This is a genomic window from Streptococcus oralis (assembly GCF_019929345.1).
Lineage (GTDB): Bacteria > Bacillota > Bacilli > Lactobacillales > Streptococcaceae > Streptococcus.
In genome coordinates this window covers 144651-158179 of sequence record NZ_JAHZPJ010000002.1, presented here as the reverse complement: position 1 = coordinate 158179, position 13529 = coordinate 144651, and the positions used below count along the sequence as shown (strand labels likewise).

Below are 13529 nucleotides of genomic sequence, written 5' to 3'. Positions count from 1 at the left end.
TTTCTATTCGTTTTTGTTTGCGTTGGTTGATTGGGGCAAAATTTACTTCTTCCTAATCTAGATAAAATGAATAAAAAAAGCGAATAATATAGATTTATGAGTGTCAGATGAGTGAATATTAATCGGAAATACGCCTGAATCCCATTCTATCAAGCTTTAAAGGCTAGTCCAACTTGACAATTACCGAATTTTGGAGTAAACTAGTAATTAAATGTAGTCTCCTCTTGCTCTCATAAATGCCAAAAATGGTGGCCTTGAAAATCTGTATAAGGGAAATGTGAGCAGATTAACTAGTAACTCAAAGAATTTGAGAATACAAAAGTTGTGATCAACGCGAGGAGATGTAGGAAAAGGGGAGGAAAGACTTAGCTTTATTTAGTATCAGATGTTCTACCGTGTAATGTTTTTTTAGCCCACCTTGGCTAGATTGCTCATCGTTAAAAAATGAAAAGTAAAAGTGAGGTTTATGTAAAATGATTAAATATAAAGGACATGGCTCTATTCGTAAAATGAAAAAAGGTGCTACGGGAGTCTTATTTGTAAGTGCAGCCCTTCTTTTTGGTGCAGTGAATGCGGTAACAGCTAGTGCGGATGAGGTTTCAACTCCTGCTCCAGCAACAGCAACTACTGAATCGACTGCTCCTAAGGCAGAAGTGCCGAAAGTTGATGTAGAAAGTCCAAAAACAGATGTAGAAGAAGCTCCAAAAGCTGAAACTCCAGCCCCTAAGGTAGAGGCAGAGAGTCCTAAAACAGAGGAATCAAAATCTAAAGAAGCGGCACCTAAAGAAGAAGCTTCTAAGACAGAGGCGGATCTTTCTAAGTCCTATCAAGATTTAAAATCACTTCTTAATGAGAATAATCTAAGATATAAGGAAGAAAAAGCAGAGTACGATACGATTCAGGAAGCAACTGAAGCGATGGATAAACAAGTTAAAATGGCTAAAGACTTGATTGCAAAACGTGACCAACTTGAAAAATCTATAGCTGATAAAGTAAAAGAAGCTGAGGCACTTAGAATGATTATCAATCGTGAGGATGAGGTGGTTTATAAGACAGTAGAAGAAGCTAAAAAAGCTACTGAGAAACAATTAGCAGATCTTCAAAGTGATATTCAAATAGTTACAGCAGCCAAAAAAATTGCGGAGAAGTCTAAATCTGATTTACTAGAGGCTGGCGTTACACTTGAACCTAAACCAGCTTCATGGACAGAAAGAGGAGAATATAGAGAGTACTATCATAATGAGATAGATTCATTTATTGAATATACCCCTAAAGCGTTGAAGGCACAACGTGAAGCCAAGCAAGCCTTTGAACAGGTCATAGCTGACTACCGTGCAAAAGGTTTGGATATTACAGTGGATGGTACAGTAGATAATCATTATGGTGCAGTTGTTGGCGATGTGTTAGACATCAAGATTAAGCTGGATAAAATTTATAATAAAAAGCTCATCAATGATCGCTACAATATGCCAACTGATCCAAATTTTCTCAAAGTAACAGTAAAAAGACCTAATGTTGCCTTGTTTGAACCATACTTACCGAGAATGTTAGCAAAAGTTCCTAAGATCAACTTAGAGGCAAGCATTCAAGAAGTTTCGGTTAAGCATGCTGTGTCTGATCTTACTAGTGATGTGAAAGATGTGAAGGGAGACGAACCAGCAGCTCCTCAGACTCAAGAGTTAGCTTATTCAGCACCAGCCAAAACACTTCCGAATACAGGAGAAAAAGATTCGGTTGCTTTGGCAAGTGCAGGTGTAGTGATGGCAGTAGCAGGTTTGCTAGGTCTATCTCAAAAACGTAGACAAGAGGATTAATATATAGTAAAATTTTAACGAATTTGTTGTGGCTGTGGATTCCTTTTAAATTTTTATAGAAAAAGTTGACTAAAATCTAAATAAACAGTATAATAAGAAAGTTGAGAATTGATTTTCTGTCATCTTAGTCCAGAGAAATGGCGGTGCTGCGAGCCATCTAAGGTAGGAAGTCATGCTACTCAATCATACAATTGCATAAGAATAAGAGAATGACAAGTTCATTGAATGAAGGTGGTACCGCGGTTTTTCGCCCTTCGTGATGTGAGCTTGTCTTTTGATTTTTGGAGGTGTTTATGAAGACATTTCTCGTGAAACAAAAGTTTCGTCTTGGAGGTGAACGCTTCGATATCAGGGATGACAGAGGAGTGGTAAACTATCAGGTGGAGGGATCTTTCTTCCAAATTCCTAAGACCTTTACCATCTATGACGCCTATGGTGAGCAAGTCAGTGAAATTAGTAAAGAATTTTTCACCTTGCTTCCTCGCTTTAATATCCAGTTACGAAACGGTTCCAATTTTGTCATTCGTAAGAAGTTGACCTTCTTTCGAGATAAGTATGAGTTTGATGATTTAGGGCTTCGTATCGAGGGCAATATCTGGGATTTGAATTTCAAATTGCTGGATGATCGTGATCAGCTTGTCGCCGAGATTCGGAAAGAGATTTTCCATTTGACCTCAACTTACACCGTAACCGTCTATGAAGACTCTTATGCAGATCTAGTCATTTCCCTCTGTGTCGCAATTGACTATGTGGAAATGTTGGAAAGCCAATCAAATTAAACAAGTAAATAAGGAGATATTATGAAACAACTATCTAGTGCTCAAGTTCGCCAAATGTGGCTAGATTTCTGGGCAAGCAAAGGCCACTCTGTAGAACCATCAGTCAGCTTGGTTCCAGTAAATGACCCAACTCTTTTGTGGATTAACTCTGGTGTAGCAACCCTTAAGAAATATTTTGACGGGACCATTATCCCTGAAAATCCACGTATTACCAACGCGCAAAAAGCCATCCGTACTAACGATATTGAAAACGTAGGGAAGACTGCGCGTCACCATACCATGTTTGAAATGTTGGGGAACTTCTCTATCGGGGATTACTTCCGTGATGAAGCTATCACTTGGGCTTATGAGCTTTTGACAAGCCCAGAATGGTTTGATTTTCCAGCTGAAAAACTGTACATGACCTACTATCCAGATGATAAAGATTCTTACAACCGCTGGATTGAAGTGGGAGTGGACCCAAGCCACTTGATTCCAATCGAGGATAATTTCTGGGAAATCGGTGCGGGACCTTCTGGACCAGATACAGAGATTTTCTTTGACCGTGGAGAAGCCTTTGACCCAGAAAATATTGGCATTCGTCTCCTTGCAGAAGATATCGAAAACGACCGTTACATCGAAATCTGGAACATCGTTTTGTCACAATTTAACGCTGATCCAGCTGTACCTCGTAGTGAGTACAAGGAATTACCACACAAAAACATTGATACGGGCGCTGGTTTGGAGCGTTTGGTGGCAGTTATCCAAGGGGCTAAGACAAACTTTGAAACTGACCTCTTCATGCCGATCATTCGTGAAGTTGAGAAGTTATCTGGTAAGGTTTATGACCAAGATGGCGACAACATGAGCTTTAAGGTCATCGCAGACCATATCCGTTCTCTTTCATTTGCCATCGGTGATGGTGCCCTTCCAGGAAATGAAGGTCGTGGCTATGTCCTTCGTCGTCTCCTCCGTCGCGCTTCTATGCACGGTCAAAAATTGGGCATCAACGAGCCTTTCCTTTACAAACTCGTTCCAACTGTTGGAAAAATCATGGAAAGCTACTACCCAGAAGTGCTTGAAAAACGTGACTTTATCGAGAAAATCGTCAAGAGCGAAGAAGAGTCATTTGCCCGTACCCTTCATTCAGGTCAACACTTTGCAGAAACCATTGTAGCTGATTTGAAAGCGAAAGGTCAAAGCATTATCGCGGGGCAAGATGTCTTCAAACTCTACGACACTTACGGATTCCCAGTGGAGTTGACTGAAGAAATCGCTGAAGAAGCTGGTATGACTGTCGACCGTGAAGGTTTTGAAGCAGCCATGAAAGAGCAGCAAGAACGTGCGCGTGCGTCAGCTGTCAAAGGCGGCTCAATGGGAATGCAAAATGAAACCCTCCAAAACATCACAGTTGAAAGTGTCTTTAACTACAATGCCAGTCAATTGCCGTCTAAGTTGGTGGCTATCGTAGCTGAAAACGCTGAAGTAGAAGCTGTCTCTGAAGGAAATGCCTCTCTTATCTTTGCAGAGACTCCATTCTACGCTGAAATGGGTGGACAAGTAGCTGACCACGGTCAAATCTTGGATGCTGCAGGGAACCTTGTGGCTACTGTAACAGATGTTCAAAAAGCACCAAACGGACAACCATTGCACACAGTGGAAGTTCATGCTCCGCTTGCTTTGAACCAAGAATACACTTTGGCTATCGATACCAATCGTCGTCATCGTGTCATGAAAAATCACACAGCAACTCACTTGCTCCACGCGGCTCTTCATAATATCCTTGGCAGCCACGCAACCCAAGCTGGATCTCTTAATGAAGTAGAATTCCTCCGCTTTGACTTCACACACTTCCAAGCAGTAACTCCTGAAGAGTTGCGCGCTATTGAACAACAAGTCAATGAGAAAATCTGGGAAGCAATCGCAGTAGAAACTGTTGAGACAGATATTGACACTGCTAAAGAAATGGGCGCTATGGCTCTCTTTGGTGAAAAATACGGTAAGGAAGTTCGTGTTGTGACTATCGGCGATTACTCTGTTGAGCTTTGTGGTGGTACCCACGTTGGCAATACTTCTGAGATTGGTCTCTTCAAGATTGTCAAAGAAGAGGGAATCGGATCAGGAACTCGTCGTATCTTGGCAGTGACTGGTAAGGAAGCCTTTGAAGCCTACCGTGAACAAGAAGACGCTCTTAAAGCCGTCGCAGCAACCTTGAAAGCACCTCAACTCAAGGAAGTACCTCATAAGGTTGAAGGGCTTCAAGAGCAACTCCGTCAACTTCAAAAAGAAAATGCTGAGTTGAAAGAAAAAGCTGCAGCCGCAGCTGCTGGCGATGTCTTCAAGGATGTGAAGGAAGTCAACGGACACCGTTACATTGCAAGCCAAGTTTCTGTATCAGATGCAGGTGCCCTTCGTACCTTTGCGGATAACTGGAAACAAAAAGACTACTCTGATGTGCTTGTCCTAGTTGCAGCTATCGGTGACAAGGTGAACGTTCTTGTAGCTAGCAAGACAAAAGATGTGCATGCAGGAAACCTTGTCAAAGAATTGGCTCCAATAGTCGATGGACGTGGTGGTGGTAAACCAGACATGGCCATGGCAGGAGGAAGCAACCAAGCGAAAATCCAAGAACTCTTGGAGGCAGTAGCAGGTAAATTATAAGACAATGAAGATCTATCCATTTGGGTAGGTCTTTTTGTGCATACAAAAAAAGCCAAATCCGGTTGGATTTGACTTGTACCTGATAGGTTTATTTTGCTGCCCAGACACTGACTGAACCCGCTGCTACTGGAAATTCTCCATAACCTTCAGCATTGATTGTAATTTGTGCTGGGTGATTTTCAAGGAGATCAACAAAGGTTTGGTCAGTCCATTCTTGCCCGACAAACATGGACTTGATGTTTTCTTGGTCATTTGAGATAAGGACTGCGATTGGGGATTGGTTTTCAGCACCTGAACGAACCCATCCGATACAGTTAGCATCGTCAAAGTAGTCTGTTTGCTCTCCATAGGCTCGGTCTTTGCGGATGGCGAGGAGTCGGTCAAGGACTTCTTTGAAATCTTCTTGGGCGTATTTTCCTGAAATACCATAGTAGTCTCCGTAAAATACACATGGAAGACCATCTTGGCGTAATAAAATGAGCGCATAGGCTGCTGGTTTAAACCATTCTTCGACGGTTGATTCGAGTGCCTGTCCTCTTTGAGTATCATGGTTATCAACGAAAGTGACAGCCTTATCAGGCTTGAGTTCAGCCAAGCTATCAGTAAAGATAGTACGAAGGTCGTAGCTTGCACCAGCTTGGCTGGCTTCAAAGAGGTTTTGGTGGAGACGAACATCGACAAGGTCAAAGCGTTCTTCCGTTTTCTCGAGATAGTCTAGGTTGGCTTCCTTGTCTGGATTCCAAAATTCCCCGAAAACATAGAAATCCTCACCGTATTTCTCCTTCATATCACGGATGAAATTGCCCATAAAGAAGGAATCGATATGCTTAACGGCATCCAAGCGGAAACCTGCCACACCAGTCGTTTCAATGAACCAGTCAGCCCAGTCATAGATATTTTGGATGACTTCAGGGTGCTTAAAGTCTAGGTCTGCATACATGAGGTAGTCGTAGTTACCGTTTTCGTTATCGACCAATTCCTCATTTGCCCAACCTTTATTGTCTCCTTGGATCAGGTAAATACCAGACTTACGGCGTTTGGCATCGTAGTCTGTACCTGTAAAGTGGTACCAGTGCCAGTGGAAGTCATTGTAGGTGTCTTGGCGACCATCGAAGGTGAAGTGAGTCCAGCCATTGATAGTAAAGGGCTCGCTTAGTTGAACAGTACGATCCTCAGGGTCCACTTCAATAACCTGAAAGGCTTCCATATGATCGGCAGCAGCCTTGTGATTGAGCACCACATCGGCCATAGGTTGAATTCCCTGTGCCTTTAGGGTTTGAATGGCTTGAAGATAGTCTTCTTTAAACCCATACTTGGTGCGGATAGTCCCTTTTTGGTTAAATTCACCTAGGTCAAAAAGATCGTAAACGCCATAGCCTACATCTTTTTCGTTGGTTGCCTTGAAGGCAGGTGGCATCCAGACATGGCTGATACCAAGGTTTGCTAGGTGCTCTGCGTCATCTGCCAATCTCGTCCAGTGTTGGCCGTCGTGGGGTAGATACCATTCAAAGTATTGCATAAGTGTCTGATTTTGCATTGTTTTTCCTCTTGCTTATCAATGTTGTGTTTTATTCTACCATAAAGTTTAGAACTAGACAAACGTTTGCGCAGGATTCTATACTCATTTCTGTTTTTGTCTATTTTTAGCGAATAGAATCTCTCTTTCCATTATAAGGGAAAGGATGTTTTGGTGAAAAAGTAAATGGAATAAACTTATTTGAACAAAAATGACACTAAGTAAACGAAAGTCCAGCTGATTAAACGGTTTCTTTTTTGAGAATTGTCACAAAATTTGCTATAATAGTAGCTATGAATAGAATTAGAGTCAGCAGACGTGTTGAAAAAAAGCTAGCTAAGGGTCTAGTTCTTTTGGAAGCAAGTGATTTAACAGATATTGAACTGACGGATCAGGCAGTAGAAGTTCTTAGTCAAGACGGAGAGTTTTTAGGGAGTGCCTATCTTTCTCAGCAGAACAAGGGAATCGGTTGGTTCATCAGCAAGGAAAAAGTTCCTTTCGATCAAGCCTTTTTTGAAATTCTGTTTCGTAAGGCTAAGGAAGCTAGAAAGCCTTATTATCAGGATGACTTGACCACTGCTTTTCGCCTTTTTAACCAAGAGGGGGATGGCTTTGGGGGTCTGACTATTGATCTCTATGGAGATTATGCTGTCTTTTCTTGGTACAACTCCTTTGTTTACCAGATTCGTGAGCTGATAGTAAAGGCTTTTAAGGAAGTTTTTCCTGAGGTCTTGGGGGCTTATGAGAAGATTCGTTTTAAAGGTCTAGACTACGAGTCTGCCTATGTTTATGGTGAGGAAGCGCCAAATTACTTTACTGTTCTTGAGAATGGCGTGCTCTATCAAGTCTTTATGAATGATGGCTTGATGACAGGTATTTTCCTAGACCAGCATGAGGTTCGTGGGAGTTTGGTTGACGGCCTAGCCATAGGCAAATCCTTGCTCAATATGTTTTCCTATACGGCTGCCTTTTCAGTTGCTGCAGCTATGGGAGGCGCTAGTGAGACAACTTCCGTCGACTTGGCCAAACGGTCCAGAGAGCTGTCAGAAGCTCATTTTCAGGTAAATGGACTCAGCACGGACAATCATCGTTTTATCGTTATGGATGTCTTTGAGTACTTCAAGTATGCCAAGCGAAAAGGCTTGACCTTTGATGTGATTGTTCTTGATCCACCGAGCTTTGCCCGCAATAAAAAACAAACATTCTCTGTAGCTAAGGACTATCACAAGTTGATTTCCCAGAGTCTAGAGATTTTAAATCCGGGAGGCATTATCATCGCCAGTACCAATGCTGCCAATGTTTCCCGCCAGAAATTTACAGAACAAATTGATAAAGGTTTTGCAGGAAGAAGGTATCAGATCTTGAACCAATATGGTCTTCCAGCAGACTTTGCCTATAATAAAAAAGATGAAAGCAGTAATTACCTCAAGGTGATTAGTATGAAGGTTAGTAGATGAAATTAATCGTTTCAGTAATGCCAAGAAGTTTAGAAGAAGCGCAAGAACTGGATGCCACTAGGTATGAAGATGCCGATATCATTGAGTGGCGTGCGGACTTTCTCACAAAGGACGCTATTTTACAGGTAGCACCCGCTATCTTTGAAAAATTTGCAGGACGCGAACTGGTCTTTACCCTTCGGACTCGCGCTGAGGGAGGAGAAATCGAACTTTCCTCAGAAGAGTATGTTCAAATCATCAAGGAAGTGACCCAACTCTACCAACCAGACTATGTGGATTTCGAGTATTTCAGCCACAAGGATGTTTTTGAGGAGATGTTGGATTTTCCAAATCTGGTCTTGAGTTATCACAATTTCCAAGAAACACCTGAAAACATGATGGAAATCTTGTCTGAGTTGACCAGTCTCTCTCCGAAAGTGGTCAAGGTATCAGTTATGGCCCATACGGAGCAGGATGTTTTAGACCTGATGAACTACACACGAGGGTTTAAAACACTCAATCCTGAGCAAGAGTACGTGACCATTTCCATGGGGAAAATGGGCAAGGTATCACGCATTACTTCAGATGTGACGGGTTCAAGTTGGTCATTTGCTAGTCTGGATGAAGCGAGTGCCCCAGGTCAGATTTCTCTATCAAACATGAAGAAAATTAGGGAGATTTTGGATGAAGCTTGATGGCTATACACGTTTAGCTGCAGTTGTTGCCAATCCCATCAAACACTCTATTTCACCCTTCATCCACAATAGGGCCTTTGAGGCGACAGCTACCAATGGTGTCTATGTAGCTTGGGAGATTGAAGCGGGTGACTTGGCAGAAACAGTTGCCAATATTCGCCGTTACCAGATGTTTGGGATCAACCTGTCTATGCCTTACAAGGAGCAAGTGATTCCTTATCTGGATGAGTTGAGTGATGAAGCTCGTTTGATTAGGGCAGTCAACACAGTTGTCAATCATAATGGCACTTTAATTGGATATAATACAGATGGCAAGGGATTTTTTAAGAGCTTGCCTTCTTTTACAATCTCGGATAAGAAAATGACCATTCTGGGCGCAGGTGGTGCGGCCAAATCAATCTTGGCTCAGGCTATTTTGGATGGCGTCAGTCAGATTTCAGTCTTTGTGCGTTCAGCTTCCATGGAAAAAACAAGACCTTACCTAGACAAGTTGCAGGAGCAAACAGGCTTTAAAGTGGACTTGTATGCTTTAGAAGATGTTTCTCAACTGCAATCAAGGATTGCCGAGTCGGACCTGCTCGTCAACGCGACTAGTGTTGGGATGGATGGCCAGTCGTCGCCAGTTCCAGAAAGTATCAATTTGCCAGAGGCTCTCTTGGTCGCAGATATCATTTACCAACCCTTTGAGACGCCATTTTTGAAATGGGCTAGAAGTCAGGGCAATCCAGCTGTCAACGGCCTGGGGATGTTGCTCTATCAAGCTGCTGAAGCTTTTCAACTGTGGACAGGTAAAGAAATGCCGACAGACGAGATTTGGCAGTCCTTAACAGAAAAATATAAATAGTGAAAAGGATACCCTACTATGAAAATCAGAATCGATATTCCGCATCATCCTTATGATATTCAGATTGAAAAAGGTTGTCTAGCTCAGGCTGGTCAGTGGTTGCGAGAACTCTGGCAACCTCAAAAAGTGGTTATAGTAACCGACAACCATGTAGCTTCTCTCTATGCAGAGAAGGTTAAACTCAGCCTAGAAGATGCTGGTTTTCAGGTAGCTGTTTTTGATTTCTTAGAGGGAGAAGAACGAAAAAATTTAACAACTGTACAGAAGGTCTATGAATTTTTAGTCAAGCAAGATCTGACTCGTAGCGATGGAATCGTGGCTCTTGGTGGTGGTGTCGTTGGGGACTTGGCTGGTTTTGTGGCCTCTACCTATATGCGGGGCATTCACTTTGTTCAGATACCAACCAGTCTGACAGCCCAGGTTGATTCGTCTATCGGTGGTAAGACAGGCGTTAACACTCCATTTGCTAAGAATATGGTGGGTACTTTTGCCCAACCAGATGGGGTTCTGATTGATCCGCTTGTCCTTGAAACACTCGGGGAAAGAGAGTTGATTGAGGGAATGGGTGAGGTTATCAAGTACGGCTTGATTGAAGATCCAGAACTATGGGCTCTCTTGACGGAGCTAGATGGTTCTGTAGAGAGCATTCTGGAACATGCAGAGACTTTGATTGAACATTCTTGTCAGGTTAAGCGCAAGATGGTGGTTGAGGATGAATTGGACAACGGTGTTCGGCTTTACCTCAACTTTGGACACACTATTGGCCACGCCATTGAAGCAACTGCTGGTTATGGCAAGGTTATGCATGGTGAGGCAGTGGCTATGGGTATGGTGCAGATTTCCAAGGTTGCTGAGGGAAAAGGCCTCATGCCAGAAGGAATGACCCAATCTATCAAAGATATGTGCCAGAAGTTTGGTTTGCCAGTTGACTATGAAAACTGGGATGTTGAAAAGCTCTATCAGGCTTTGACTCATGACAAGAAAGCGCGTGGCAACACCTTGAAATTGGTCTTGGTACCAGGGATCGGATCAGCGACCATTCACCCAGTTTCTTTGGAAGAGATGAAAGACTACTTGGTAAAATAAGGAGAGTGTATGAGATATTTAACTGCAGGAGAATCACACGGCCCCCGTCTGACGGCTATTATTGAAGGTATTCCGGCCGGACTACCTTTGACAGCTGAGGATATTAATGGAGACCTTAAACGCCGTCAGGGTGGCTACGGTCGTGGTGGTCGTATGAAGATTGAGAGTGACCAGGTTGTCTTTACTTCGGGCGTTCGCCACGGGAAGACGACAGGGGCTCCTATTACCATGGATGTCATCAATAAGGACCACCAAAAATGGTTGGATATCATGTCTGCGGAGGACATTGAAGACCGCCTTAAAAGCAAGCGGAAAATCACTCATCCTCGTCCAGGTCATGCTGATTTGGTTGGGGGCATCAAGTACCGTTTTGACGATTTGCGAAATTCTTTGGAGCGTTCATCAGCTCGTGAAACAACCATGCGAGTAGCAGTTGGAGCAGTAGCCAAACGTCTCTTAGCTGAACTGGATATGGAGATTGCCAATCATGTCGTGGTCTTTGGTGGCAAGGAAATCGATGTACCTGAAAGTCTGACAGTGGCTGAGATTAAGCAACGAGCTGCCCAGTCGGAAGTTTCTATTGTCAACCAAGAACGAGAACAGGAAATCAAGGATTATATTGACCAAATCAAACGTGACGGTGATACCATCGGTGGGGTTGTGGAGACAGTCGTCGGAGGTGTTCCAGTTGGTCTCGGTTCCTATGTCCAATGGGACAGAAAATTGGATGCGCGATTGGCCCAAGCAGTTGTCTCTATCAATGCCTTTAAAGGGGTGGAATTTGGTCTCGGCTTTGAAGCTGGTTATCGAAAAGGCAGCCAAGTTATGGATGAAATTCTCTGGTCTAAAGAAGATGGTTATACTCGCCGCACCAATAATCTAGGTGGTTTCGAAGGTGGCATGACTAATGGGCAACCCATCGTTGTCCGTGGTGTCATGAAACCCATTCCCACTCTTTATAAACCACTTATGAGTGTGGATATCGAAACCCACGAACCTTACAAGGCAACTGTGGAGAGAAGTGATCCGACCGCTCTTCCAGCAGCAGGTGTTGTCATGGAAGCTGTTGTGGCTACTGTGTTGGCACAGGAAATTCTTGAAAAATTCTCATCAGATAATCTTGAAGAATTAAAAGAGGCAGTTTCCAAGCACCGAGACTATACAAAGAACTATTAAGGAGTCCTCATGGCAAAAACCATCTATATCGCAGGTCTCGGTCTGATTGGTGCTTCGATGGCGCTCGGTATCAAGCGTGATCATCCGGACTATGAAATTTTAGGTTATAATCGCAGTCAGGATTCGAGAGAAATTGCCTTGGAGCGGGGGATGATTGACCGTGCGACGGATGATTTTGCCAGTTTCGCTCCCCTAGCAGATATCATCATCTTGACCTTGCCAATCAAACAGACCATTGCTTTTATTAAGGAGTTGGCAGATTTAGACTTGAAAGAAGGCGTCATTATCTCGGATGCTGGCTCGACTAAGTCAGCCATTGTAGATGTGGCGGAGCAGTATTTGGCTGGCAAACCTGTCCGCTTTGTCGGGTCCCATCCCATGGCTGGTAGTCACAAGACAGGAGCTGCCTCTGCGGATGTCAATCTCTTTGAAAATGCCTACTATATCTTCACACCTTCAAGCCTAACAGGTCCTGAAACACTTGAGGAAATGAAAGATCTTCTTTCAGGCCTTCACGCTCGTTTTATCGAGATTGATGCCAAGGAGCATGATCGGGTTACTTCTCAGATTAGCCATTTTCCTCATATTCTGGCTTCCAGTCTCATGGAGCAGACAGCGGTCTATGCACAAGAACACGAAATGGTAAGGCGCTTTGCGGCGGGAGGATTTCGAGATATGACCCGAATTGCGGAGAGTGAGCCAGGTATGTGGACTTCCATTCTCTTGTCTAATCGTGAGACTATTCTAGAGCGAATTGCGGATTTCAAGGAACGTTTGGAAGCGATTGGTCAGTCCATCAGCAATGGAGATGAAGAGCAAATCTGGAACTTTTTCAATCAGGCGCGTGAGCAACGGCAGGCCATGGAAATCCATAAACGTGGAGGTGTGGATAGCTCTTATGACCTCTATGTCGATGTTCCCGATGAAGAAGATGTCATCTTGCGGATTTTGGAATTGCTACGTGGAACTTCCTTGGTCAACATCCACATCAACGAAGAAAACCGGGAGGATGTTCACGGGATTCTACAAATTTCCTTTAAAAATGCTCAGGATCTGGAACGAGCTGAGCGCTTAATTACAGAAAACACGGACTACACAGTCGTCATCAAATAAGGAGAAAATCATGTCAAATATTTACGATAGTGCAAATGAACTCAGCCGTGGGTTACGCGAATTACCAGAATACAAGGCAGTTAAGGCAGCAAAAGATGCCATCCAAGCTGATGAACAAGCTAGCAAGATTTTTGCAGACTACCTCGCTTTCCAGCAAGAAATCCAAGTCATGGCGCAAACGGGACAAATGCCAGACGCCTCTTTCCAAGAAAAGATGCAGTCTTTCAGCAAGCAAATCCAAGAGAACGCTCTTTTGTCAGATTTCTTTGCCAAACAGCAACAATTGTCTATTTACCTTTCAGACATTGAAAAAATTGTCTTTGAACCTGTTTCAGAATTATTGAAATAGTATTTATCTGTATAAAAGCCAGAAATTTCAGGAATTTCTGGCTTTTTTGTGATAAAATAAGAAAAAGTATTGCAAGTATGA

General features: G+C 43.2%; 11 protein-coding genes. 10 read left to right on the top strand and 1 reads right to left on the bottom strand.

The genetic code is table 11. The features are described 5' to 3' along the window. Nucleotides 1–473: 473 nt before the first annotated feature. From K1I97_RS02880 to alaS, 3 genes are all read left to right on the top strand, one after another. A complete protein-coding gene (locus K1I97_RS02880; RefSeq protein ID WP_223331508.1) occupies nt 474–1814 on the top strand; it encodes an LPXTG cell wall anchor domain-containing protein in 1341 nt (446 codons plus the stop codon). A gap of 293 nt (nt 1815–2107) precedes the next feature. After that, on the top strand, nt 2108–2593 hold the full coding sequence (locus K1I97_RS02875; protein ID WP_223331507.1) for an LURP-one-related/scramblase family protein: 486 nt from the start codon (nt 2108–2110) through the stop codon (nt 2591–2593). Between the two features lie 21 nt (nt 2594–2614). Next, a complete protein-coding gene (gene alaS / locus K1I97_RS02870) occupies nt 2615–5233 on the top strand; it encodes an alanine--tRNA ligase (protein WP_223331506.1) in 2619 nt (872 codons plus the stop codon). A gap of 88 nt (nt 5234–5321) precedes the next feature. On the opposite strand, the gene K1I97_RS02865 is transcribed toward alaS, so the two are convergent. Then, on the bottom strand, nt 5322–6770 hold the full coding sequence (locus K1I97_RS02865) for an alpha-amylase (RefSeq protein WP_223331505.1): 1449 nt from the start codon (nt 6768–6770) through the stop codon (nt 5322–5324). A 272-nt stretch (nt 6771–7042) separates the two neighbouring features. On the opposite strand from K1I97_RS02865, the gene K1I97_RS02860 reads away from it, so the two are divergent. Genes K1I97_RS02860 through K1I97_RS02830 form a run of 7 tightly spaced genes read left to right on the top strand, consistent with a single transcriptional unit; the run spans nt 7043 to nt 13448 of the window. Then, nucleotides 7043–8206, top strand: a complete 1164-nt coding sequence (locus K1I97_RS02860; protein WP_223331504.1) for a class I SAM-dependent rRNA methyltransferase — start codon at nt 7043–7045, stop codon at nt 8204–8206. Beyond that, a complete protein-coding gene (aroD, locus tag K1I97_RS02855; RefSeq protein ID WP_223331503.1) occupies nt 8203–8880 on the top strand; it encodes a type I 3-dehydroquinate dehydratase in 678 nt (225 codons plus the stop codon). The genes K1I97_RS02860 and aroD overlap by 4 nt, the downstream gene beginning before the upstream one ends. After that, nucleotides 8870–9724: a shikimate dehydrogenase gene (locus K1I97_RS02850; protein WP_223331502.1), complete on the top strand. Its 855-nt coding sequence runs from the start codon at nt 8870–8872 to the stop codon at nt 9722–9724. The genes aroD and K1I97_RS02850 overlap by 11 nt, the downstream gene beginning before the upstream one ends. Nucleotides 9725–9742: 18 nt before the next feature. Continuing rightward, a complete protein-coding gene (gene aroB / locus K1I97_RS02845) occupies nt 9743–10810 on the top strand; it encodes a 3-dehydroquinate synthase (RefSeq protein WP_038805453.1) in 1068 nt (355 codons plus the stop codon). 9 nt (nt 10811–10819) lie between these two features. Then, entirely contained in the window at nt 10820–11986 is a 1167-nt protein-coding gene (gene aroC / locus K1I97_RS02840) for a chorismate synthase (protein ID WP_223331501.1), read from the top strand. A gap of 9 nt (nt 11987–11995) precedes the next feature. Beyond that, nucleotides 11996–13099: a prephenate dehydrogenase gene (locus K1I97_RS02835; protein ID WP_038805451.1), complete on the top strand. Its 1104-nt coding sequence runs from the start codon at nt 11996–11998 to the stop codon at nt 13097–13099. Nucleotides 13100–13109: 10 nt separating this feature from the next. Continuing rightward, nucleotides 13110–13448: a YlbF/YmcA family competence regulator gene (locus K1I97_RS02830; RefSeq protein ID WP_000065973.1), complete on the top strand. Its 339-nt coding sequence runs from the start codon at nt 13110–13112 to the stop codon at nt 13446–13448. The last annotated feature ends 81 nt before the right edge of the window (nt 13449–13529 follow it).